A 25,186-nucleotide genomic window follows, 5' to 3' on the forward strand; every position below is an offset into this window, starting at 1 on the left:
AAATGTATTTATCTAGACAGCGTAAAACGTGCCCTGATCATTCCTTCTGTCCAGAGTAGGTCGGAGAAGGCACTTCATCCTTGCTCAAGGTGCGCTCAGATCCTTCCCTATTCTTTACAGACACTTCCAGCTGGCGAAAGGCGATCTCTATATTGTTCTCCCTGAACAGTCGCTCGATGCTGCGGTTGATTTCATCAGTAGCAAAGCCGCGATCGCCCAGCTCCCGCACGTGAACGCGTAACTCATGGTTCAGTGTGTTCTCACCAAACGCCTGTAGCAGGACCATTGGTTCTGGATCATGCAAAACCCTGGGATTGTCGTAGGCGGCCTTATAGAGCAGCTCGCGTACTTTTTCCAGATCGGAGCCGTTGGCCACATTAACCAGCAGCGTGATACGCGTCATGGTGTCTGTCAGCGTCCAGTTGATGAGCTGACTCGTCACGAACGTCTTGTTAGGCACAATGACGGATTTGTTGTCAGCATCAGTGATATGGGTCGCCCGGATCTGAATGCGTTTGACTGTGCCTGTAACATTACCGATGGTAATCAGGTCGCCGATTCGAACAGGGCGTTCGAACAGGATGATCAGGCCGGAAATGAAGTTACCGAATATCTCCTGAAGGCCAAAACCCAAACCAACCGAGAGGGCCGCTGCCAGCCACTGGAGTTTGTCCCAGCTAACGCCCAGCGTGGAGAGCGAACTGATAACACCTACGCTGATGATGACATAGGACAATAGCGTCGTGGTTGCATACGCGGTCCCTTGAGCCAGGCTCAGGCGGGAAAGTACCACAACCTCAAGCAGGCCGGGCAGGTTGCGTGCCAGTGCAAAGGTGAGGCCTGCAAAGATGACCGCTTTGATGACGTCTCGCAGGGTAATCGGCATCATGGTTGCCGACTCACCCGTACCGCTGCTGTACTGGTAAAGCGTGACGTTATCCAGGTATGAGAAGACTGCCACCACGTCCACCCAGACCCAATACAGTACTCCCAGGAAGCCTAACCATAGGGCAAGGCGGATTAGACGTAAGGACTGCTGATTGACCTGCTCCATATCCAGCGCAGGCTCTTCTATGGCTTCACCGGTTTCACCTGCCTCCTGCATGCTCTGTCGCTTGGCCAGGGCGCGATGATAGGCGAGGCGCCTTGCGGCCACGCTTAAGCCCCGCGAGAAGGCGGCTTCGAGAATGACCCAGCAGAGCAGCAGATACAGCGTATCGATAAGCCGGTCGGTCAGTTTCAGTGAGGTGTAGTAGTAGCCTAGGCAAACAGCCAGGAACAGTCCGGCCGGAATGGCGGTAATGATTAGTCCAAACATCAGCCGGAAGAAGGGCAGACGTTCTCGAGCCGCCGTGTTAAGCAAGGAGCGACCCAGCATCCAAGACATGCTGGCATAGCAGATCAGAACAATAAGAATACCCAGTACGTCTTCAGACAGGCTTGTCAGCTGACGTTGGGCAATGGCTGCTACGGCCATTAATGCCAAGGCCAAAAGGCCTAGACGCCTGACCAGGCGGCGCATGGAATCTACTTGCGCGCGTGACCAGCGGAAATGGGTCTCTGCAACACCTCCACCCTCCAGTAGGCGGTAAACGGTATAGAACACCAGCCAGCCGGCGGCCATCTCCATAAGCGCTGCGCCAATGGATGCGTTCACGCCCCGCTTGTCGCCCTCAAGGGCAACGCCGATCAAACCTAGCGACAGGCTGACAGGAAGAGTCAGCAGCACGGTCAGAAGGATCGCAAGCGGCGTGTGTAGCTGGCTGTCACGTTGGAAGTGCCCAATATCCTTGTTCAAGGCATTGAGTTTTTCGTAAAGATACCGACGCTTCCACAGCAGCGTTGCAATAGCAAGAATGAGAGGCAGAAACAGCCAGGGGCGTTCGGCCAGGCCGGCTGATAGCTCGCCTGCACTGGCGCGCCAGGGCACATTTGCAATCTGCTCGACCAACGACTTGGGCGCATCCTTGAGCCAGCCCCAATCCAGCGGGCGATTGCTGGGAATCCAGAACATCTGCTCATCAAGCGTTGAGCGGAGACTTTCGCTGGTCGCTAACAGTTGCTGCTGGTTCAGCTGAAGTGTAATTGACTCACTTAGCAACGCACTTAGTTCGGTACTTAGGCGATCCTGCAGGTCCGCTCGGGTTCTGATCAGTTCCAGTAGTTTCTTGCGAAGCTCAGGCGTCACCTGCTCGGGCGGCATCTGAGCCATGACCTTGTCCAGGTAATCCCAAGGGTTGGCGATTTGCGTGCGCTGCTGGTTCAAGTCGAACTGGTATAGACGTATATCGGCAATCTCGTCCGTCAGCCCCTTGGTTGCTTCAACCGTTGGCAGGGAAGCCCGCTGTTGATAGAGCAGCTTGGAAAGCAGCAGGCTGCCTTTCAGGACATTGATCTGCTGCTGCATGGTCTCGCCGGTCTGCTTGAGCTGATCAAGTCGCTGCTTGATTTCAAGATTGTTTCGAGTGAGCTCATTCAGGCGATCCGTCGCACGCAAGAGGTAGTCGGAAAGCTTGAGGTTAAGATTTGTTTCGCTGGTCAGGACATCGTTACTACCTGCTGTCTTCTGCGATTCACGAGACAGGGCGGCAAAGGTTTCCTCTGACTGCTGGCGACGTTTGCTGCTGATGAGGGCTTGCAGATCGAGACTTTCTTTCTCGATCAGTTTTACACGCTCCGTGTAGAGTTCACGTTGAATGGTGCCAAGGTCTTGCAGCGTGCTGTTGCCCGAAAGTTCCTGCTTGCGCAGTTGAATCAGTGCGTTGCGTTCCGCCTGTTCGGCTAATAGCTGATTGCGACGTTCAGGCGTAATGGGCTTACCGCTTTCCTTGCCACTCTTGAGAATGTCGGCAATGGTCTGTACCCGCATTTGCGCATTGCTGATTTCGACCTGGGCACGCTCGGGACGCGTTTGCGATGTGATGACCAGTGTATTGGCATCATTCAGGGCGTTCTGCCAGTCGTTGAGCTGTGAGTTGCGCTGGCTTTGAAGATTCTCCAACTCCTGGGGACTGGCGTTGGCATAGCGTTGGGTAACCGGGGGCTTGTCCTGCTCGGTCTGGAGCTTGGCCAGGTCCTTTTGGGCATCCTTGATCAGCTGCGGTGCTTGTGTGATCTTGCGTTTTACATCCGCTAGGTCCTGCTCATGCTGATCCCTCTGGTCCAGTAGCTGCAGCGTATTTTTCAGAATGTCCTGAACGGTCTGCTGATCGGAGGCAGAAAGCTTCCGGTCCGCCAACGTGTCCAGGCTATGCTGAATCTGCTTGGCATCAGGCAGGTTGGATTCTTGTGAATAAGCGAGCGGAAAGTTGAGACAAAAGCCCAACAACACGATCTTGAGCAGAATACGCAAGGAAAGCATGATCACATCTTGGCAGCAGGAAAGGCGAGGAGGTTAAATCCCCGCCTTTGCTGACGCAACCGCTCTTGTCGGTCGAGCCGACTACCGCACGAATCAGAGGAAAAGAGCAGGCCCTGAACGGCCCTCTGGGAACTTGACCCCAATCTTTCTCACACGATTGCCTTCAAGCGAAGCGACTGTCCAGGTCAGACCGCTCCATTCGATCTGGTCGCCAATGACTGGCTCGCCACCAATGCGCTGGGTAATAAAGCTTCCCAACGTTTGCTCCCCATCCAGCTCGCCAAGGTTAAGGCCATAGAGCGAGGCCACCGCCTTAAGCTCTGCGTTGGCTTCCAGTACGAAATCACCGAAGAAGCGTTGGCCTCGCTCCGGCGCCTGACTGAACAGCTTGCCCAGGGCGGGGAGATCATATTCATGACCAATGACACACAGGATATCGCCTGCCTCCAGCTTGGTACTGCCGGAAGGGTGCAGGAGTTGCTCCCCGCGAAACAGCGCCGCGATACGTGTATTAGGCGGCATTTTCAACTCGCGAAGCGCCGCGCCAATACACCATTTCTCCTTGCCCAGGCGGTAGACGAAAAGCTCCCACTCACTGGTGGGATGCACCTGCAGGCCAGAGCGCGAGAACGGGGCGGGTTCGGGCGGTACAGTGACGCGTAGCCACTTTGCCGCGAGTGGGAGGCTTGAACCTTGTAGCAGCAGCGAAACCAGAACGATAAAGAAGGCTACGTTAAAGAACAGTTGAGCCTGGGGCAGCCCTGCCATCATAGGGAAGACAGCCAGAATGATGGGTACCGCTCCGCGTAAACCTACCCATGAAATGAATAACTTTTCGCGGCCATGGAAAGCCTTGAAGGGAAGCAGACCCACGAAGACTGAAAGGGGACGTGCGATCACGATCATCCAGAGAGCCAGACCCAGGGCAGGTAGGGCAATGGGAAGCAGGTTGTGCGGCTCTACTAGAAGTCCCAGCACCAGGAACATACCGATTTGCGCCAGCCAGGCCATACCATCCAGCATATGTAACATGCCGTGGCGGCTCCGAATTGGTCGATTGCCCATGACCAGACCCGCCAGATACACCGCCAGGATGCCACTGCCATGGGCTGCGTTGGTAATGGCGAAAATGAATAGACCACCACTGACTGCCAGTAGCGGATAGAGCCCATCTGCCAGCTGCATACGGTTGATAAGTTGAAGCAGCAACCAGCCGCCACCCAGTCCGAGCAGGCTGCCAATGGCAAATTCGCGAACGAAGTTCCAGACGAGCCCCCAGCTGAAGCCCGTTTGACCGCTGGCCAGAAGCTCAATCAGCGTGACGGTGAGAAAAACCGCCATGGGATCATTGCTGCCTGACTCGATTTCAAGGGTTGCGGTGACACGCTCATTGAGCCCGCGTCCGCCCAGTAGTGAAAACACCGCGGCAGCATCGGTTGAGCCGACAATAGCGCCGATCAGCAGCCCTTGCAGCAGGCTCAGGTCAAGAAGCCACGCCGCCATGGCGCCCGTTAAACCGGCAGTGATCACTACACCCACGGTTGCCAGGGACAATGCTGGCCAGAGCGCCACCCGGAAACTGGATACGCGTGTACGCATACCACCGTCCAGCAGAATGATCGCCAGGGCAAGGTTACCTACCAGGTAGGCGAGGGGGTAGTTGTTGAAATTGATATGACCAGGGCCGTCTACGCCTGCCAGCATCCCGACTGCAAGAAAAATCACAAGAATGGGAATGCCCAGGCGTGAGGAAAGCGAGCTGACCAGAATGGAGAGACCGACCAGGACCGCGCCAATCAAAAATAGGCTATTGATTGTGACGGCATCCAAATCGAAACTCCTGCATAGTGGGTAGGCGCGATGCGCTGGATTCTTGATTTAACCTGTTGATTCGGCAAGCTGTCAAAATTAATGCCAGATTCTTTTGAGCCATGCGACGAACAGGGGACTTCCAGTACACTGCGCGCCTTCACAGGAGCGAATCATGAATTACCGACACGCCTTCCATGCCGGAAACCATGCCGATGTGCTGAAGCACTTTGTACTGTCTCGCGTATTGATGTTGCTGGGGCGCAAGGAAACACCCTACGCCTATCTGGACACACATTCGGGCATAGGGCTTTACGATCTGCTGGGAGATCAGGCTAGCCGTACCGGTGAATGGCAAGGTGGAATAGGCCGACTCTGGGAGGCGAAAGACCTCCCTGATCCGCTTGTCGCTTACAAGGAGGCTGTCGCTGCTCTTAATAGTGATGGGGCGTTGCGCTTCTACCCGGGGTCACCCGAAATCGCTCGGCGCTTTTCCCGTCCCCAGGATCGTTTGCACTTGAATGAGCTGCATCCTGAAGATGCTCTGCTGCTCAAGGAAAACATGGGGCAAGAAAGACGGATCGCTGTTCATCATCGGGACGGCTGGCTGTTACCCAAAGCACTGCTGCCCGTGCAGGAGAAACGCGCTGTGCTCTTGATCGATCCGCCTTTTGAAAAGGTGGACGAGTTTGAGCGGTGTTCAATGGCATTAAAGGAAAGCATTGCCCGTATGCGGCAGATCGTGACCGCTATCTGGTATCCTATCAAGGACCAGCGTCAGCTCAAGCGGTTTTATCAGGATCTGCAAAAAAGTAATGCGCCCAAACTTTTGCGAGCCGAGCTTTGGGTGCATCCCACCGACAATCCGGTGGGACTCAATGGCTCTGGTATGGTGATTTCCAATCCTCCGTGGGGATTGGAGGACGAGCTTAGAAGCGTCTTGCCCTGGCTTGCCAAACAATTGGGACAAAGCCAGCCTGGCTGGAAGCTGGACTGGCTGATCGAGGAAAAAAGCACCTGATGTAGCCGGGGTTGGCTACCTTCTTCGATTCCAAGGCCTTACAACAGGCGGCGCGACTAGATCTTGTTGAGGTTCAGATAGCGACGAAGGCTATCAAGCAGCTCGTTACCAGGAATGGGACGGTCAAACAGATAACCCTGGCCTACGTCGCAATGATGGCGACGTAGAAAGCTCAGCTGTTGCGTCGTTTCGATACCTTCAGCCACAACTTTGAGTCGCAGGTTATGGGCCATGGCCACTACGGCCGACGTGATCTCCATATCGTCCTGATTGGCCGGAATATCCTTGATAAAGCTTCGGTCGATCTTGATGACATCGATCGGGAATTTCTTGAGGTAGCTGAGTGAAGAATAGCCTGTGCCGAAATCGTCCATGGCCAAGCTGAGCCCGATTTGCTTCATTTCCTCTAGCTGCTGGCGTGTCTCATCGGTTGCATCCAGGAGCAGGCTTTCGGTCAGTTCAAGTTCAAGGCGATGAGGAGGGAGGCGCTCTTCAATCAGAATGCTTCTGATTGAGCTGACAAGCTCCTGATCAGTGAACTGCTTGGGAGAAAGGTTGATCGCCATCTGCAAATGGCCCAGACCAGCGGCATCCAGCGCCTTGATTTGCCTGCAGGCTTCCCGAATGACCCATTTACCAATCGGGATGATCAGGCCGGTCTCTTCCGCCACGCTGATGAACTGATCGGGTCGTATCATGCCCCGTTCGGGGTGATTCCAGCGCAACAGCGCTTCAAGCCCCAGCAGTTGGGCACTTTTGAGGCAGATCTTTGGCTGGTAATGAACTTCCAGCTCGTTGAGCTCGAGGGCTCGTCGAAGGTTATTCTGCATGAACAGCTTGTGACTGGCTTCGGTCACCAGCGATTGTGTATAGACCTGTACCCGGTTTCCGCCGCTAGCCTTGGCCTTGTGCAACGCCAGGCCGGCATGCTTCATGAGTGTCTGCGAGTCCTTGCCGTGATCAGGGGTGACGGTCAGACCAATCGAGCAACTGACCAGCGTTGGCTGGCTTTCAACATAAATGGGCTTTTCGAGCATGCTTAGCAGTGCGCTCGCAACATCCAACCCTTCCTGGGCATCCATCTGCTCAAGCAGCACGGCGAACTCATTGCTGGCGATCCGCGCGATCAGCGTACTTTGCCCCAGTGAGCTTTGCAGGCGCCTGGCCAGGCTGACCAGCAGGTTATCGCCGGCTTCATGGCCAAGGCTGTCATTGATGCGCTTGAAATGATCGATATCGATCAGCATCAGGCAGTTATGGATGTCTTCCCGTCCTGCCAGGCGCTTTTCCAGGCGATCGATGAAATAGTGACGGTTGGCCAGCCCTGTCAGGCTGTCACGATAGGCCAGCTTTTCCATGTTTTGCTGGGTCAGCTTTGCCTGCGTGATGTCCTCGAAGATACCAATGTAGTGGGTCAGCTCACCGTTATCTGAGTAGACTTTGGAGAGCGAAAGATGACCCCAGTAGGAGATCTGGTCCTTGCGCTGGCAGCGAAGCTCGCCTTGCCAGCTGTTCTGTTTTTCCAGAGCTGCATAGGCGTCAGGCAGGAGTTCTGACCAGTTGGTCAATGCCGGTAGCTCACTGATGGGCTGACCGCAGACTTCTTCGGCAGTGTACTGGGTAATGGTTGTAAAGCTGGGGTTGATGTATTCGATCTCTCCTTTGCGATTGACCAGCAGAAAAGCATTGGCGCTCTGCTCAACCGCCCGTTGGAACAGATGCAGGGCATGGGTGGCACTGCGGCGCTCCTGGCTATCAAGCACTTTGGCGTACTGATCGGCCAGTTCGCAGGCAAACGCAATTTCATCATTCTGCCAGATTCTGGGCTGGCCGGTTTGCTCAAGGCGAAGGATGCCTAATACCCGGCCATCTACACGTATGCAGATATCCAGAAGCGAGCGAATGTCATGGGCGAGCAGATACGGCTTGGTCCATTCACGTGTACGAGGATCATGTTGAGCATCCTGCGCATCGATTGATCGGGCCTTATGAAGCGCCTCCACATACGCTGGAAAATCATCCAATGACCACGAGGAGACAGACGACGTATTAGGAGATTCGCCATTAGTGTAGACAGAGCGTAAATGGTTTTCGCCCACCTGCCACACACTGGCTCGTTTCACGCTACAGGTTTCACTGGCTGCACGAGTGATCAGTTGGGCCGCTTCCTGAAGCGGGTCGCTGGAGCTGTAGGCGTGTTGTGTCAATTCAAGCAAAAGATTGCGGTGTGCTCTTACCCGATCAACACGAGCTTGTTCCTGTACGCAGGACTGCTCAAGAAGATCCAGCGAGGCTTTAAGATCCCTGTTTTGCGCCATCAGCGTAGTAGTCAGTCGCTCGGCCTCTGAAGCCAGCTCCACAGGAATCAGGTAGCCGTGCAGGATTTCACGACCATGGCGGGAGATTGCCTCGCCAATTTCAACCATTGACGTCGCGCCTGCCGGTGCGTGCAGGGTATAGCGAATGACGTAATGGCGGCGCTTGAGCAATTGCTGCTGTATGGCATCGTGCAGGTGATAGCGTGCCGCAGGCTCCATGAGGCTGGCGTAAGGCGACTCGAGAAGCGAGCAAAGCTCATAGGCAGGCAGCCCCAGACTTTTTTCACATGCCTGGTCTAGATCCAGCAGCGCCCAGCTGGGCTCATTGAGCCGCTCGAAGCGCAACATCCCCAGCTGTGCGGGCACAGGCGGCTGCGTAGCAACCTCGGCCACTGAGAGACTGGCAGCATCAGGATGAATCTTCATGCGGCGGTTCGCTTCCAACGGCCCTTGATAAGGGGCGCGTACTTATGGGTTATGCCAAGTCGACTTAACGAAAGGGCGTACAGTAAGCCAATCCGGTTTTATTTGCAGTGACTGTCTTCTGGATTCCGCCAGAACGAGGCACCCATAAGTCCTTTCAGGGAGCAAGGGTGCATCAAGCCAACCACACTGACAAGCGTCTCGATAAAACAGACAGCAGCTTTCTACTAAGAAGCTTTATCGATCCAGCAAGTCAAATTCTTTAAAAAAAACCCTGCCGGGGTGGCAGGGTTTCAGATGACCGAGCATTTCATCGGCCAGACGGTTGCCGGCAGAGGCCGGCATCGTCTCTTTACAGCAGCAGGCCGCGAATCTCAGCCAGCAGATCGCCCAGGCGCTTGGTGAAGCGGGCCGCAGCAGCGCCATTGATCACGCGGTGATCATAGGAGAGCGAAAGCGGCAGCATCAGGCGCGGCTGGAAGGCCTTGCCGTCCCATACCGGTTGCATGGTGGCCTTGGATACTCCCAGGATCGCCACTTCCGGTGCGTTGACGATCGGCGTGAAGCCGGTGCCGCCAATGTGGCCGAGGCTGGAGATCGTGAAGCAGGCACCCTGCATGTCGTCGCCGGAAAGCTTCTTGTTGCGTGCTTTCTCAGCCAGTTGAGCGGCTTCGGCAGCCAGCTGCAGAAGACTCTTCTGATCGACGTTGCGAATGACAGGTACCAGCAGCCCATCCGGCGTGTCCACGGCAAAGCCAATGTGCACGTATTTCTTGCGGATAATGGCCTTGCCACTGGGTGCGAGCGAGGCATTGAAGTCCGGCAGCTCTTTGAGCACATGGGCGCAGGCCTTGAGCAGGAACGGCAGAATGGTCAGCTTGACGCCCGCTTTTTCTGCCACAGCCTTCTGACCCACACGGAAGGCTTCAAGATCAGTGACATCAGACTGATCGAACTGCGTTACGTGAGGCACGTTCAGCCAGCTGCGATGCAGATTGGCAGCACCTACCTGCATCAGGCGTGTCATCGGAACTTCTTCGATTTCGCCAAACTTGCTGAAGTCCACGGTCGGGACCGGAGGAATCCCGGCGCCACCGGTAGCTGCCGCTGCGGCCGGAGCAGATTTGCTCTTTTGCAGCTGATCCTTTACGTACGACTGGACGTCTTCCTTGAGAATACGTCCCTTCGGACCGGTTGGCGCCACTTCGCTCAGCTCGACGCCGAACTCGCGTGCCAGCATCCGTACAGCCGGGCCAGCATGCACTTTCTTGCCAGGCTGGCCGGTGGGCGTGGGCGCTTGCGGTGCCTTGGCCGGCGCTGGGCTTGGACTCGCCTGCTTTTGTGCCGGAGCTGCGTTTTGCTGAGCCGGTGCAGGCTTCTCAGCCTTTTTCTTCGGTGCTGCGCCTTGAACCTTCAAGGTCAGGATCAGATCGCCAGTTTTGGCCTGGTCACCTACCTTGATGGAAACGCTTTCCACCACGCCCGCCTTGGGCGCCGGGATTTCCATGCTGGCCTTGTCGGATTCCAGGGTAATCAGCGACTGGTCCGCTTCTACCGTGTCACCCGCTTTGACCATCACTTCGATCACATTGGCGCTACCGGTCGAGCCGATGTCAGGCACCTTGATCTCTTCAGTGCTCTCGCCAGCAGGCTCATCGTCGGCCGTCTCGTGCAATTCAGGCTCGGCTGCCTGCACGGCAGGCTTATCACTGGTGGATTGAGCCGGTGCAGAGGAAGCGTTGCCGCTTCCCTTGAGTACCAGAATCAGGTCACCTGTACCTACTTCATCACCCACCTTGACGGCGATACTTTCAATCACGCCGGCAGCAGGTGAGGGGATCTCCATGCTGGCCTTGTCAGACTCCAGGGTAATCAAGGTCTGCTCGGCTTCGATACGATCACCAACCTTGACCGGAAGCTCGATAATGTTGGCCTTGCCACTGGTGCCGATATCCGGCACATGGATTTCCTGAGCAGTGCCTGTTCCAGCTTGGTCGTCTTCCTTGGCAGACGCGGACGGGTCCTCGTCGCCTGGAGGCGTCGGCATTTCAACTTCTTCGTCAGCAGAGCCGGCCGCAACTGCCATGGGCTCGGCTGCATCGGTTTCACCCGATGCGCCATCTTCCATGTCCAGCAGCAGGTCGCCGGTTTTCAGCGTATCGCCCAGCTTGACGTGCAGCGCAGCGATCTTGCCGGCTTTCGGGGCCGGGATCTCCATGCTGGCTTTGTCGGATTCGAGCACGACGAGGCTTTGTTCAGCCTCGACGGTGTCGCCCACCTTGACCAGAATTTCGATGATCTCGCCTTCGCCACTGCCGATATCAGGTACGCGAATGGTTTCACTCACAATAATTTCTCCTTTTCACCGTCGGCATCAGCAATCAAGCGGGTTGCGCTTGAGCGGATCGATACCGAACTTGGTGATGGCATCCGCTACGACCTGACGCTCGATAGCGCCACGATCGGCCAGGGCTTGCAGAGCAGCCAGGGCGACCCAGTGGCGATCCACTTCGAAGAAGTGACGCAGTTTTTTGCGCGAGTCGCTGCGGCCGAAACCGTCAGTGCCCAGCACTTGGTATTCCTTGGATGGAACCCACTGGCGAACCTGGTCGGCGAACAGCTTCATGTAGTCGGTAGAGGCAATGACCGGGCCTTCACGTCCTTCCAGACACTGCTGGATATAGGCCTTGCGGGGCTCCTCCAGCGGATGCAGGCGGTTCCAGTGATCAACTGCCAGGCCATCACGGCGCAGCTCGTTGAAGCTGGTGACGCTCCAGATGTCTGCACCGATACCCATTTCGCGCAGTAGGGCTTTTGCTTCGCGAACCTCACGCAGGATGGTGCCCGAGCCCAGAAGCTGAACGCGATGCTTGAAATCGCCGGTTTCTTCTTCCAGGAGATACATACCCTTGATGATGCCTTCCTCGGCACCTTCAGGCAGCGCAGGCTGCTGGTAGTTCTCGTTCATGACCGTGATGTAGAAGAACACGTTCTTCTGCTCTTCGGTCATCTGACGAATGCCTTCGCGAATGATGACCGCCAGCTCGTAGGCATAGGTGGGATCGTACGTGCGGCAGTTCGGGATAGTCGCTGCCAGAATATGGCTGTGACCATCTTCGTGCTGCAGGCCTTCGCCGTTCAATGTGGTACGGCCGGCAGTACCGCCAATCAGGAAACCACGCACCTGGCTATCACCAGCGGCCCAGGCCAAATCGCCGATACGCTGGAAGCCGAACATCGAATAGTAGATGTAGAACGGCAGCATCGGCTGGTTGTAGGTGCTGTAGGACGTACCGGCTGCAATGAAGGAGCTCATGGCGCCTGCTTCGTTGATGCCTTCTTCGAGGATCTGGCCTTTCTTGTCCTCGCGGTAGAACATCACCTGATCCTTGTCGACAGGCTCGTAGAGCTGACCGACGGAGGAATAAATGCCAAGCTGACGGAACATGCCTTCCATACCAAAGGTACGGGCTTCGTCCGGGATGATCGGGACGATGCGGCTGCCCAGATCCTTGTCCTTGACCAGCTGGGACAGGATGCGCACGAAGGCCATGGTGGTGGAGATCTCGCGATCGCCAGAGCCGTCCAGGATAGCTTTCAGCGTTTCCAGCGGTGGTGTCGGAATGCTGATGCTGGTAGTACGACGCTGCGGTACCGAGCCGCCCAGCGCTTCGCGACGCTTGCGCAGGTACTTCATTTCCGGGCTGTCTTCGGCAGGACGGAAGAAGGGCAGGTCGGCCAGCTGATCATCGTTCAGCGGAATGTCGAAGCGGTCGCGGAATTTCTTCAGGCTCTCCACATCGATCTTCTTGGTGTTGTGGGCGATGTTCTTCGCTTCACCCGCACCGGTGCCATAACCCTTGATGGTCTTGGCAAGAATGACCGTCGGCTGACCCTTGTGGTTGACCGCCTGATGGTAGGCTGCATACACCTTGTACGGATCATGACCGCCGCGGTTGAGCTTCCAGATGTCCTCATCGGACATGTCCTCAACCATCTTCAGCAGCTCAGGGTTGGCGCCGAAGAAGTGCTTACGAACGAACGCGCCGTCCTTAGCCTTGTAGTTCTGGTATTCACCGTCGATGGCTTCATCCATGCGCTGCTGCATGAGGCCGTTTTCGTCACGGGCGAACAGGGGATCCCAGAGGCGACCCCAGATAACCTTGTTCACGTTCCACTGGGCGCCGCGGAAGACGCCTTCCAGTTCCTGGATGATCTTCGCGTTACCACGAACCGGACCGTCCAGACGCTGCAGGTTGCAGTTGATCACGAAGATCAGGTTGTCCAGCTTTTCACGACCTGCCAGAGAGATGGCGCCCAGGGTCTCTGGCTCGTCAGTCTCGCCGTCACCGATAAAGCACCAGACCTTCTGCTTGCCGGCCGGGATGAAGCCGCGGTCTTCCAGGTACTTCATGAAGCGTGCCTGATAGATCGCTGTGATCGGACCCAGACCCATGGATACGGTCGGGAACTGCCAGAAATCGGGCATCAGGTGCGGGTGCGGATAGCTCGACAGACCGTTGCCATCTACTTCCTGGCGGAAGTTGTTCATCTGGTCTTCGGTCAGGCGGCCCTCAAGGAAGGCACGTGCGTAAACGCCAGGAGAAGCGTGGCCCTGGTAATACACCAGGTCGCCGCCATGCTCTTCGGTTGGCGCTTTGAAGAAGTAGTTAAAACCAATGTCGTATAGCGTAGCGGACGAAGCAAAGGTAGAAATGTGGCCGCCAAGGTCCGGGTCGCGGAGGTTGGTACGAACCACCATGGCCAACGCATTCCAGCGTACCAGCGAGCGAATCCGCCGCTCCATGAAGAGGTCGCCCGGCATCTGGACTTCTTTGGTAACCGGGATCGTGTTGCGATACGGGGTGGTGATCGCGTAGGGAAGCTGTGTACCTGTCCGAGTGGCCAGCTCACCCATACGGGTCAGCAGATAATGAGCTCGGTCTTCACCTTCGCAGTCTAGTACGGACTCCAGGGCGTCCAGCCATTCCTGGGTTTCGACGGGATCAAGGTCTTGCATGGCTTGCTCCAGGGCGGAAAGGCTTCCAGAATCGGTTGCCTCGGTATCGCCGCCATCCTCTTGGGGGCAGCGTGAATTCTTGGATTATGACCGGGTGGTTCCCGGCCGGCGTGTAGTTTTACTACAAAACGGCGGTCGTTTCAGCTGCTCAGGTCAATGTCCGTTATAAAACAACGACAAATTGTCGTGCGGTTTGACCTTCTCCTCAGCCGTTGACTCCACAGGATAGACCATGAGCCTGCCTTCTCTCACTGCTATTCCTGATTCACTTGCCGAACCTGTAAGGTGTGCGCAGGCACGCCTCATGGAGGCGTTGAACGCACAGCCTGAACGTTTGCAATATTTTTCAGCATGGCCGCCAGCGCGGCGCAGCGACCTGTCACGGGTGATAGCGGCCAGCGAGTTTGTCGCTGAGCAGATTCAGCGCGATCCGGCATTAATGCTGGATCTGGCAGACGAGGGCCTATTCGAGCGATCACTGCCAGCCGGCACTATTCACCAACAACTGACCGACTGTCTAGCCGGATGTTCGGATGAAAACCAACTCGGACAGCGCTTACGCCGCTTTCGGCTGCGGCACCAGGTTCGCATTATCTGGCGCGATCTGACACGTCAGGCCGACCTGCTCGAGACGTGCCGTGACCTGACCGAACTGGCCGATGCCTGTATCGATGAGGCCTACCAATGGCTGTACAAGGACCAATGCCGTCAATCCGGGGTCCCGATGGGGCATCGGACTGGAGAACCGCAGCATATGGTTATCTTGGGAATGGGCAAGCTGGGAGCGGGCGAGCTTAACCTTTCGTCCGATATCGATCTCATTTTTGCCTACCCCGAGGGTGGCGAGACAGTAGGGGCGCGTCGTGCACTGGACAATCAACAGTTCTTCATTCGCCTAGGCCAACGGCTTATCAAGGCCCTTGATACGATTACCGTAGATGGGTTTGTCTTCAGGGTCGATATGCGCTTGCGTCCCTATGGCTCGTCAGGCGCGCTGGCGCTGAGCTTTTCGGCCATGGAGCAGTATTACCAGGACCAGGGTCGGGACTGGGAACGTTACGCCATGATCAAGGCACGCGTTGTAGGAGGCGATCAGCAGGCCGGAGCACAACTGCTCAGCATGTTGCGCCCCTTCGTCTACCGGCGTTACCTGGACTTTTCGGCGATTGAAGCGCTGCGCAACATGAAGCAGCTGATCCAGCAGGAGGTCAGGCGCCGTGAGATGGATGACAACATCAAGCTGGGCGCAGGCGGCATTCGAGAGGTGGAATTTATTGCACAGGCCTATCAGCTGATTCATGGCGGACGGGAGCTAAGCCTGCAGCAGCGCCCATTGCTGGTAATCCTGAGCGTACTGAAGGATCTGGGCTATCTTCCCGCCGAGGCAGCCGAGGAGATGCGAGAGGCATACTGCTTTCTCCGCTACGTGGAACATGCGCTACAGGCGATTGGAGATCGACAAACACAGAAATTGCCTGACAGCGAGCTGGATCGTGAGCGGGTAGCTTTCATGATGGGCTTCGATAGCTGGACTGCTTTTTTAAGCCGGCTGACCCATTGGCGCACCCGTATCAACTGGCATTTTCAGCAGGTTATTGCTGACCCGGACGAGGGAGCGGACAGTCAGTCAGAAATTGGGCAGGAGTGGCTACCCCTCTGGGAAGGCAGCCTTGAGGATGCAGCAGCTATCCAGCAGTTGAAGGAGGCAGGCTTGAGCAGTCCCGAGTCAGCTTGGTCACGGTTGTGTGCGCTACGAAGCAGCAGTCAGGTTCGGACCATGCAGAGAATGGGGCGAGAACGGTTGGATGCCTTTATGCCTCGGCTGTTGACTCAGATTGTTTCTCATGACGAGCCCGACCAAGCCCTGGATCGCGTTCTACCGTTGATCGAGGCCGTCGCTAGACGCTCGGCATACTTAGTGCTGCTCACCGAAAACCCCGGAGCACTGGAGCGTCTGCTCCAGCTCTGCAGTGCAAGTGTGTGGATTGCAGAGCAAATCACGCGTTTCCCCGCCTTGCTGGATGAGTTGCTTAACGAGGGCCGCTTGTATCGCCCACCTCAAAAGCCTGAGCTGGTCGCGGAGCTGCGGGAGCGGATGGCACGCATCCCTGAGGATGATCTGGAGCAGCAGATGGAAATGCTCCGGCATTTCAAGCGCGCTCATGGACTGCGAGTGGCAGCGTCCGAGATTGCAGGCACGCTAGCCTTGATGAAGGTCAGTGATTACCTGACCTGGATGGCGGAGGCGATTCTTGATCAAGTGCTTGAGCTGGCCTGGCGACAGATGGTTCAGCGACATGGCCGTCCGCAACGTGCCGATGGATCGCCGTGTGATCCGGACTTCGTGATCATAGGTTACGGCAAGGTCGGCGGTATTGAGTTGGGGCACGGTTCCGACCTTGATCTTGTCTTTATTCACGATGGTGATCCGTTAGCCGAGACGGATGGCGGCAAGCCTATCGATGGTGCTCAGTTCTACACGCGTCTCGGACAGCGCATCATCCACTTCCTGACCACATCGACCACCGCCGGAACGCTGTATGAGGTCGACATGCGCCTAAGGCCTTCCGGGGCTGCCGGGCTTCTGGTCAGTACGATCAAGGCATTCGAGCACTACCAGCAGAACGAGGCCTGGACCTGGGAGCACCAGGCATTGGTGCGGGCGCGGGTGCTGGCCGGCTGCCCCGTCGTCACGGCACGGTTCGAGGCTGTACGGGCTGCGGTCCTGAGCCGGCGTCGTGATGAGGCCAAGCTGCGTCGTGAGGTCGGCGAGATGCGGATGAAGATGCGGGAAAACCTGGGAACCAAGGCTACCTCCGGTGGATCGTCGCCGATTGCCTTCGAGGCGGGCAGGGTATTTGACCTCAAGCAGGATGCAGGCGGTATCGTCGATATTGAATTTATGGTGCAATATGCGGTTCTTGTCTGGTCCTGGCAGCATCCTGATCTGCTGCGCTTCACCGACAATATCCGCATTCTGGAAGAACTAGAGCGGGCTGGATTGATCTCGAGTCCAGATGTCCATCTGTTGCAAGAGGCTTACAAAGCCTACCGTGCTGCCGCACACCGCCAGGCTCTGCAGAAGCAGGCAGGCGTAGTGGACGGCAGCCTCTTCCATGACGAGCGACACGGCGTCATGCGGATCTGGAAGTCGCTTGCGCTCGACCCACTCGCTGCGCAGCAGTACGAATCGAATTCTTGAGGAGCTGCAAATTATGTCGATGTCCGATCGTGACGGTGTGATCTGGTATGACGGTGAAATGGTGCCGTGGCGCGATGCGACCACCCATGTTCTGACCCATACGCTGCATTATGGAATGGGTGTGTTCGAAGGCGTTCGCGCTTACAACACCCCTCAGGGCACAGCAATCTTCCGTCTACAGGCGCACACGGATCGTCTGTTCGACTCCGCCCACATCATGGGCATGAAGATGCCTTTCACCAAAGACGAGATTAACGAAGCGCACCGCGCGGTGATTCGTGATAACAACCTTGAAAGCGCCTATCTGCGTCCGATGGTGTTCTACGGATCGGAAGGCATGGGACTGCGTGCGACCGGTCTGAAGGTGCATGTGATCGTGGCCGCCTGGCACTGGGGCGCCTACATGGGGGAGGAGGCGCTGGAACAGGGCATCAAGGTACGTACCAGCTCCTATACCCGTCACCACGTGAACATCTCCATGACCCGTGCAAAGGCCAACGGACACTACATTAACTCGATGCTGGCACTGCAGGAAGCCATTTCCGGCGGTGCAGACGAGGCCCTGCTGCTGGATCCGGAAGGTTATGTGGCTGAAGGCTCCGGTGAGAATATCTTCATCATCAAGGACAATGTCATCTACACGCCTGAAGTAACGGCGTGCCTCAACGGCATCACCCGTAACACCGTGCTGACACTGGCCAAGGAGCATGGCTACGCGTTGGTTGAAAAGCGTATTACGCGTGACGAAGTCTATATTGCGGATGAAGCATTCTTTACTGGTACTGCCGCTGAAGTGACCCCTATCCGTGAAGTCGATGGACGCACCATCGGCGCCGGCCGCCGCGGTCCAGTGACCGAAACGCTGCAAAAGGCCTACTTCGATCTGGTTACCGGCAAGACTGATAGCCATGCCGAGTGGCGTACTGCAGTGAAATAAGCCGCACGTACAAGGCTCATGGTAGATACTATGAGCCTTGTACGTTGTAGCGTGAGCCTATGAGAATTCTGATAATCGGTCCTTCCTGGGTCGGCGACATGGTGATGGCGCAGACGCTGTTCAAGAGTCTGCAGGCGCTTCATCCCGGTTGTGCCATTGATGTGCTGGCGCTTGATTGGAGCCGTCCTCTGCTTGAGCGGATGCCCGAAGTACGCTCGGCGCTGAGTTTTCCGCTTGGGCATGGTGCTTTTGAGCTGGCAACGCGTCGGCGTATCGGTCGTAGTCTGCGCGGTCAGTACGATCAGGCCATTCTGCTGCCAAATTCGCTCAAGTCGGCCCTGGTGCCCTATTTTGCGGGTATTCCCAAGCGCACCGGCTGGCGCGGCGAGATGCGTTTCGGCCTACTCAATGACATAAGAACACTGGATAAGGCGCGCTACCCGCTGATGATTGAGCGCTTTATCGCACTGGCCTATCCGCCTGGGGCTGAGTTGCCCAAGCCTTATCCACATCCCCAACTGCGAATCGAGTCTGCCAGCCGCGACGCGGCACTTGGCAAGTTTGGCCTGGAGCTGGACAGGCCGGTGTTAGCATTATGCCCAGGCGCCGAGTTTGGTGAGTCCAAGCGTTGGCCTGCAGCCCACTACGCCGAAGTGGCCAATGTAAAGATTAGGGCAGGGTGGCAGGTCTGGCTGTTCGGCTCGCAAAAGGATCATGCAGGCTGCGAGGAAATCCGCGAGCGTTTGATTCCAGGCCTGCGCGAAGAGGTCACGAACCTGGCGGGTCAGACGGCACTGGCCGAGGCTATCGACCTTATGTCCTGCGCGTCGGCAGTAGTCAGCAACGATTCTGGCCTCATGCATGTCGCCGCCGCACTGGATCGCCCGTTGGTTGCGGTCTATGGATCGACGTCCCCAGGCTTTACGCCACCTCTGGCCGAAGAGGTTGAGGTCGTACGGTTGGGTATTGAGTGCAGCCCGTGTTTTGATCGGACCTGTCGATTCGGACACTACAACTGCATGCGTCTTCTGGAGCCTGCTGCCGTGCTGCGTGCATTGGATCAACTGGTTGCTGATCCGGTCGAGGTGGAATAAGTGCGGGTGCTTTTGATCAAGACATCGTCATTGGGCGATGTGATTCATACATTGCCGGCCCTGACGGATGCCAGTCGTGCGTTTCCAGGAATTCGCTTCGACTGGGTTGTTGAAGAAGGCTTTGCCGAGATTCCATCCTGGCACCCAGCGGTGTCTCAAGTCATTCCTGTAGCGATTCGCCGGTGGCGTAAAAACCTTTTCCAGACGCTGAAAAACGGGGAGTGGTCGCGCTTCAAGGAGCGCCTGCGAGACACTCACTACGATGTGGTGATCGATGCCCAGGGGCTTTTGAAAAGTGCATGGTTGACTCGATACGTCAAGGCGCCGGTAGTAGGGCTTTCGCGCGAGTCGATCCGCGAGCCACTGGCAAGCCGGTTTTATGACCGAACCTGCCAGGTTGCTTGGGGACAGCATGCTGTCGAACGACTCAGGCAATTGTTTGCCCAGGCTCTGAGTTATCCCTTGCCAGAGTCCACTGGCGATTACGGACTGGATCGCACACGTCTTGCCGAGCCCCAGGCAAGCGGACCTTACGTATTGTTTCTGCATGGTACGACCTGGGCGACCAAGCACTGGCCGGAACGCTATTGGCGCGAGCTGGCTGAAGCGGCCCGGCAGCTTGGGGTGCTGGTGCGCTTACCATGGGGCAATGACCCCGAGCGCGAAAGAGCAGAACGTATCGCTTCAGGACTTGAACATGTGTCGGTTCTCCCCAAGATGTCATTGGCTGGGGTGTCCCGCGTACTGGCTGGCGCCAGCGCCTGCGTGGCAGTTGATACAGGCCTGGGGCATCTGGCGGCTGCGCTGGATGTGCCGACATTGTCATTGTTCGGGCCGACCGATGCCAGACTGACAGGTGCCTATGGCCGTTCCCAGGTACATCTCACCAGCGATTGGGTCTGTGCGCCCTGTCTGCAGAAGCAGTGTACCTACGCTCCCTCTGAAGACGACCGGAGACTGTTTGATGTTTCCCAAGAGCAGCCCTTGTGCTTCTCGCGTGTCAATCCGGCACGGGTTTTCGCCTCTCTGGAAGCGATGCTGTCCAGCAAAGGACAGCGTTTGTGCTGAGTTATCATGGTTCGACAGGTTTGAACGTCATCACCTGCTACGGTGATCCGCTATTTTTTATGGGCATATGCTGATGCGTCTGGCTTTTGTTCTCTACAAGTACTTTCCCTTCGGGGGGCTACAGCGTGACTTCATGCGTATTGCCCAGGAGTGCCAGCGTCGTGGTCACTCTATTCGTGTCTATACGCTGATCTGGGAAGGCCCAGTACCTGAAGGATTCGACGTGCGCGTTGGATCAGCCAAGGCGTTGTTCAATCACAAACGCAACGAAAAGTTTACGGCCTGGTTCCAGCGCGATCTGGCTAGTGATCCAGTGGATCGCATTGTTGGCTTCAACAAGATGCCTGGCCTGGACGTGTATTACGCGGCCGATCCCTGCTTTGAAGAAAAGGCGCAGACACTGCGTAACCCCCTGTACCGAAAGTGGAGCCGCTATCGTCATTTTGCCGAGTACGAGCGGGCCGTGTTTGAGCCCGAGTCCAAGACCCAGGTCTTGATGATCTCGGAGGTCCAGCAGCCGTTCTTCGTCAGGCACTACGGGACGCCGGCCGAGCGTTTTCATCTGCTTCCGCCTGGTATAGCAGCAGACCGCCGCGCACCGGCCAATGCCGAAGAAATACGCAAGGCGTTTCGCCAGGAGTTCGGTCTGGACGATACGTCACTGCTGGTTGTGCAGATCGGTTCGGGCTTTAAGACCAAGGGGCTGGATCGCTCTCTGCGAGCAATCGCTTCGCTCCCCAAGGCACTCAAGAAACGGGTGCGCCTGATTGTTATCGGGCAGGACGATCCCAAGCCGTTTCTGTTGCAGACCAAGGCGCTGGGCATTTCCGATCAAGTGGATATCCTCAAGGGACGGAGCGATATCCCGCGTTTTCTTCTTGGGGCGGATCTGTTGATTCACCCAGCTTATAACGAGAACACGGGAACGGTACTGCTGGAGGCTTTGGTGGCCGGTTTGCCTGTGCTGGTAACCGATGTCTGTGGCTATGCTCATTACATCACGGACGCCAACTGCGGCCGGGTAGTGCCTAGCCCATTTGAGCAGGAGCAGCTCAATACTCTGTTGGCCGACATGCTCAGCGATGATTCGCAGCGCACTGCATGGTCCCGTAATGCCCTCGCTTATGCCGAGACTGCCGATCTGTACAGCATGCCCGAGCGGGCGGCTGATGTCATTCTGGAGCCGCGCTTGTGAAGCTTGTGCTTGAAGAGCCTTTCCGCTCCCTGTGGGTGGGGCGCGATGCCTTTGAAACGGTAGAAGCGCTTCAGGGAGAAGTTTTTCGGGAGTTGGAAGGGCGACGTACCCTGCGTACTGAAGTCAATGGCAAGGGGTATTTCGTCAAAATCCATCGAGGGATTGGATGGGGTGAAATTGCCAAAAACTTGTTGCAGTTGAAACAGCCGGTACTGGGTGCGGGGCAGGAGTGGCAGGCTTTGCAGCGCCTGCATGAGGCTGGTGTGCCTACCATGAACGCCGTGGCTTTTGGTGAGCGAGGCAGTAACCCGGCCGAGCAGCACTCTTTCATTATCACGGAGGAATTGGCACCTACCGTCAGCCTGGAAGACTACACGCTGGCTTGGCCTGTTCAGCCTCCCAAGGCGAGTACCAAATGGGCTCTGATCGATGAGGTGGCCAGGATGACAGGCGCGATGCACCGTGCAGGGGTCAACCATCGAGACTGCTACATCTGTCACTTTCTATTGCATACCGATCGGCCCGTTGAGCCGGGTACATTGAGGCTGTCACTCATCGACCTGCATCGCGCTCATACGCGAGACCAGGTGCCCAGACGCTGGCGCGACAAGGACCTGGCTGGTCTGTATTTCTCTGCACTGGGTATCGGGCTGACTCAGCGGGATTTCCTGAGGTTTCTTCGTGTGTATTTTCAGCGGCCATTGCGGCAGATTCTGCGAGAAGAGGCCGCGCTCCTGCAGCGATTGCAGCGCAAGGCCGAACGGCTCTACGAACGCAAGCAGCGTTACGGAGACAGGCTCTGATGGCCCAGTGGCGTATTGATCCCTCTGTGGAGCATATAGCGGAGTTTGCCAGTCTTGAACGGGTATTCACCTTGCAAGGCGAGCATTTGACCAATGACCCTCTGTCTGAAGTGATACGTGTCACTTATGAGGGGATTCGTTATTACGTCAAGCGCTATACCGGCGCAGGCAAGGGCCTGCGTCGGTATATGGGCCGTCCTCGCGTCAAGTCTGAGTGGCAAAATCTTAAACGCTTTGCCAGATGGGGTATTCCAACAGCGCCTGTCGTGGCCTGGGGACTTGAGCGCTCAGGCGGACAATTTACCCGCGGCGCCATGATAACTCGTGAAATTCCCCAGACCGATGACCTGGCTGTCATGGCCCATCATGATGATCCGCGCTTGAGTGATCCGGCCTGGGTCGATCAGTTGAGCCTGCAGTTAGCACGTGCTACTCGCACCATGCATGACCATCACTTCGCTCATAATGATTTGAAGTGGCGCAATCTGCTGGTTGATCAAGCCGGTACGCTGTACCTCATCGATTGTCCGGCAGGGGCCTTCTGGTTTGGTTCCTGGCTCAGGCGGCGCATCATCAAGGATTTGGCCTGCCTGGATAAGGTCGCTAAATACAAGCTTTCACGTACGCAGCGGCTGCGATTCTACTTGCGTTACAAGGGGCGGCAGCGGCTAAGAGACTCCGACAAGGAGCGAATCGTACATGTATTGAATTACTTCAAGGGGCGCGAATGAGCGATTTCCTGTCTGCCAAAGATGCCGCCATACTAGAGCGGCACGGGCTCTCAACGTTCGAAGCGCTCTGGTCGCTTCAGCTGGAGGCGGTCGACGAGCCTAACGCCAGGCGTGGCGGCTGGAGCACCGTCTACCGGCTCGATCTCGACGAGGCGTCCTATTTTCTCAAGCGTCAAAGCAATTACCTGACGCATGACCTGCTTCACCCCCTGGGAGAGCCCACCTTTGCTCGGGAGTTTCGTAACATCCAGCGTTACAGCACGCTCGGTATTCCGGCACTGGAAGCTTCGTTCTTTGGCGAGCGCAAGGTAGGGAATGAACGGCAGGCCATTCTGCTGACGCGAGCATTGGATGGATGGCAGGATCTGGATAGCTGGCTGGCCGAATGGCCCGAGCTACCCGAGCGGACACGCCATACGCTCCTGGCGGCTATAGGCGTACTTGCCAGAACCCTGCATGCAGCGGGGCGTATTCATGGCTGTTTTTATCCCAAGCACATCTTTCTTCAGGAGCAGGAAAGCGGGTTTCTAACGCGCCTGATTGACCTTGAAAAAACACGCCTGTTGCTATTAGGGCGTAAGGACAGGGTTAAGGATCTGGAGCCGTTACTAAGGCGCGCACCGGTCTGGAGCGAGGCGGAAGTCCGGCTGTTCCTGGCGGCTTATCTACAGATGGCGCCTGATAGCCGTGAAGTCGATACCTGGTTACGCAAGCTCAGCGTGCGTCGTCGCAGCAAGGAAACGCGTCCATGAAACTGGATGAGCTAGTCCGGTCTGGGCGAGCCCCAGCGCTGCCTGTTCAGATTGAATTGCCTGAGGGCTCGCTGACTCTGATATCACTCCTGCGCGTGTTACCTGGACAACGCTATGTAAGTGAGGCTCGGTGGCAGGGCCGCTCGGTGCTGGCCAAGCTGTTTGTAGGCGCTCGCTCGGAGCGACACTATACGCGTGAGCGTGAGGGTTGCCGTTTACTGATCGACAACCAGCTGACAACGCCGGCTGTTGTGGCTGAAGGCTTCGAGGCTGGCAAGGGCGGCTGGTTGCTGTTTGAGTTTCTGGAGAACGCAGTGAGCCTGGATGCCTTATGGCGAAGAGTCGATCAGGAACCTCCTCTTTCTGACAGTCAGCAGGACGTCTTGGGGATGTCGCTGGCTGCCATTGGCGAGTTACATGCCAAGGGTCTCTGGCAGGACGACTTGCATCTGGACAACCTTCTTCAACAGGACGGGAACATCTACGTTATAGATGGGGCTGACATCCACGCCGAGTCCCAGGGAAAGCCCCTTTCTCAAAAGCAGGTTATGCAAAACCTAGGCGTCTTTTTCGGACAGCTGCCTGCCCGGTTTGACGCCTATATCGAAGAGTTGCTGGTGCATTACCTGCTGGTGAATGGCGAGCATGCCCTGAGACCGGAAGCGATCCAGCAGGAAGCGATCCGCATTCGCACATGGCGCCTAAAAGACTTTCTGGAAAAAGCCGGACGAGATTGCAGCCTGTTCAAAGTGAGCCGATCCAGTGAAGGCATCCTGGCCATGCGCCGGGACAGCGAGGCGGTGGTGGAACCGCTGTTGGCCGATCCAGACCGTTTCATTGCCCAGGGACACCGCTACAAGGATGGCGGCGCCGCCACGGTGGCACGTGTGGAGCATGCTGGGAATATTTATATTCTGAAGCGCTATAACATCAAGGGCTTCGGGCATTGGTTGACGCGCTTTTGGCGGCCCAGCCGCGCCTGGCATAGCTGGATCGAGGGGAATCGTCTGCGCTTTATGGGCATCGACACGCCTAAACCCTTGGGCGTAATGGAAAAGCGCTGGCTAGGTTTACGCCGGCGTGCCTACCTGATTACCGATTATGCGTCAGGGCAGGATATACTGGCGCGCTTTGAGCCGTACCAGGATAGCGCCCCACCTGAGCAAGACTTGGCTGCGCTGGATGTTCTGTTTGAGGGGCTGGTTCGCGAACGAATCAGTCATGGCGATTTGAAAGGGAATAATGTGCTCTGGAATGGTGATCACTGGTCATTGATCGACCTGGATGCCATGACTCAGCACACGAGCCAGCAGCAATTTGAGAAAGCCTTTGCACGAGATCGTGAGCGCTTTCTGCGGAACTGGCCCAAGAGCAGTGCCCTGTACCGGCTGCTTGATGAACGCATTCCATCCCTGCCTGGGCGCAGGGATGATTACTCTAGAGGTTGAACCT

At 56.7% G+C, this 25,186-nt stretch carries 15 protein-coding genes; 10 read left to right on the top strand and 5 right to left on the bottom strand.

The annotated features are described in order from the left end of the window. Nucleotides 1-37: 37 nt before the first annotated feature. Nucleotides 38-3,361, bottom strand: a complete 3,324-nt coding sequence (gene mscK / locus PLU01S_RS05505) for a mechanosensitive channel MscK (protein ID WP_074823138.1) — start codon at nt 3,359-3,361, stop codon at nt 38-40. Nucleotides 3,362-3,454: 93 nt separating this feature from the next. Next, nucleotides 3,455-5,191 carry a potassium/proton antiporter gene (locus tag PLU01S_RS05510; RefSeq protein ID WP_074823135.1) on the bottom strand — a complete coding sequence of 579 codons (1,737 nt, stop codon included), beginning with the start codon at nt 5,189-5,191 and terminating at the stop codon, nt 3,455-3,457. 154 nt (nt 5,192-5,345) lie between these two features. Here PLU01S_RS05510 and PLU01S_RS05515 point away from each other — a divergent pair, with 154 nt between their 5' ends. Then, nucleotides 5,346-6,191, top strand: coding sequence for a 23S rRNA (adenine(2030)-N(6))-methyltransferase RlmJ (locus PLU01S_RS05515; protein ID WP_010797046.1), 846 nt, complete (start codon nt 5,346-5,348; stop codon nt 6,189-6,191). Between the two features lie 56 nt (nt 6,192-6,247). Here PLU01S_RS05515 and PLU01S_RS05520 read toward each other — a convergent pair whose 3' ends face one another. The 3 genes from PLU01S_RS05520 to aceE all read right to left on the bottom strand — a co-directional run bounded on the left by PLU01S_RS05520 (nt 6,248) and on the right by aceE (nt 13,952). After that, nucleotides 6,248-8,935 carry a putative bifunctional diguanylate cyclase/phosphodiesterase gene (locus tag PLU01S_RS05520; RefSeq protein WP_074823132.1) on the bottom strand — a complete coding sequence of 896 codons (2,688 nt, stop codon included), beginning with the start codon at nt 8,933-8,935 and terminating at the stop codon, nt 6,248-6,250. A gap of 349 nt (nt 8,936-9,284) precedes the next feature. Further along, entirely contained in the window at nt 9,285-11,279 is a 1,995-nt protein-coding gene (gene aceF / locus PLU01S_RS05525; RefSeq protein WP_074823129.1) for a dihydrolipoyllysine-residue acetyltransferase, read from the bottom strand. A 27-nt stretch (nt 11,280-11,306) separates the two neighbouring features. Beyond that, nucleotides 11,307-13,952 (bottom strand): pyruvate dehydrogenase (acetyl-transferring), homodimeric type, encoded by a 2,646-nt coding sequence (gene aceE, locus PLU01S_RS05530; RefSeq protein ID WP_074823126.1) that lies wholly within the window; start codon nt 13,950-13,952, stop codon nt 11,307-11,309. Between the two features lie 232 nt (nt 13,953-14,184). Between aceE and glnE the strand changes: the two genes are divergently transcribed. The 9 genes from glnE (at nt 14,185) to PLU01S_RS05575 (ending at nt 25,182) form a co-directional block, all read left to right on the top strand. Next, nucleotides 14,185-17,154, top strand: coding sequence for a bifunctional [glutamate--ammonia ligase]-adenylyl-L-tyrosine phosphorylase/[glutamate--ammonia-ligase] adenylyltransferase (glnE, locus tag PLU01S_RS05535; protein ID WP_074823122.1), 2,970 nt, complete (start codon nt 14,185-14,187; stop codon nt 17,152-17,154). A 13-nt stretch (nt 17,155-17,167) separates the two neighbouring features. Further along, entirely contained in the window at nt 17,168-18,091 is a 924-nt protein-coding gene (locus PLU01S_RS05540; protein ID WP_010797051.1) for a branched-chain amino acid transaminase, read from the top strand. A 59-nt stretch (nt 18,092-18,150) separates the two neighbouring features. Beyond that, complete coding sequence (waaF, locus tag PLU01S_RS05545; RefSeq protein ID WP_074823118.1) at nt 18,151-19,185, top strand: lipopolysaccharide heptosyltransferase II; 1,035 nt, start codon at nt 18,151-18,153, stop codon at nt 19,183-19,185. Continuing rightward, the gene (gene waaC, locus PLU01S_RS05550) at nt 19,186-20,253 is read left to right on the top strand and encodes a lipopolysaccharide heptosyltransferase I (RefSeq protein WP_074823115.1); all 1,068 of its coding nucleotides are present in this window, start codon (nt 19,186-19,188) and stop codon (nt 20,251-20,253) included. It begins immediately after the preceding gene. Between the two features lie 73 nt (nt 20,254-20,326). Further along, a complete protein-coding gene (locus tag PLU01S_RS05555; RefSeq protein WP_074823498.1) occupies nt 20,327-21,448 on the top strand; it encodes a glycosyltransferase family 4 protein in 1,122 nt (373 codons plus the stop codon). Further along, entirely contained in the window at nt 21,445-22,251 is an 807-nt protein-coding gene (gene rfaP, locus PLU01S_RS05560) for a lipopolysaccharide core heptose(I) kinase RfaP (protein WP_074823112.1), read from the top strand. The genes PLU01S_RS05555 and rfaP overlap by 4 nt, the downstream gene beginning before the upstream one ends. Then, on the top strand, nt 22,251-22,982 hold the full coding sequence (locus PLU01S_RS05565; RefSeq protein ID WP_074823109.1) for a lipopolysaccharide kinase InaA family protein: 732 nt from the start codon (nt 22,251-22,253) through the stop codon (nt 22,980-22,982). The genes rfaP and PLU01S_RS05565 overlap by 1 nt, the downstream gene beginning before the upstream one ends. Continuing rightward, on the top strand, nt 22,979-23,734 hold the full coding sequence (locus PLU01S_RS05570; RefSeq protein ID WP_074823105.1) for a lipopolysaccharide kinase InaA family protein: 756 nt from the start codon (nt 22,979-22,981) through the stop codon (nt 23,732-23,734). The genes PLU01S_RS05565 and PLU01S_RS05570 overlap by 4 nt, the downstream gene beginning before the upstream one ends. Continuing rightward, nucleotides 23,731-25,182, top strand: a complete 1,452-nt coding sequence (locus tag PLU01S_RS05575; RefSeq protein WP_074823103.1) for a lipopolysaccharide kinase InaA family protein — start codon at nt 23,731-23,733, stop codon at nt 25,180-25,182. Before PLU01S_RS05570 ends, PLU01S_RS05575 begins: the two co-directional genes overlap by 4 nt. Nucleotides 25,183-25,186: the final 4 nt, after the last annotated feature.

This window comes from Pseudomonas luteola NBRC 103146 (assembly GCF_002091675.1).
Lineage (GTDB): Bacteria > Pseudomonadota > Gammaproteobacteria > Pseudomonadales > Pseudomonadaceae > Chryseomonas > Chryseomonas luteola.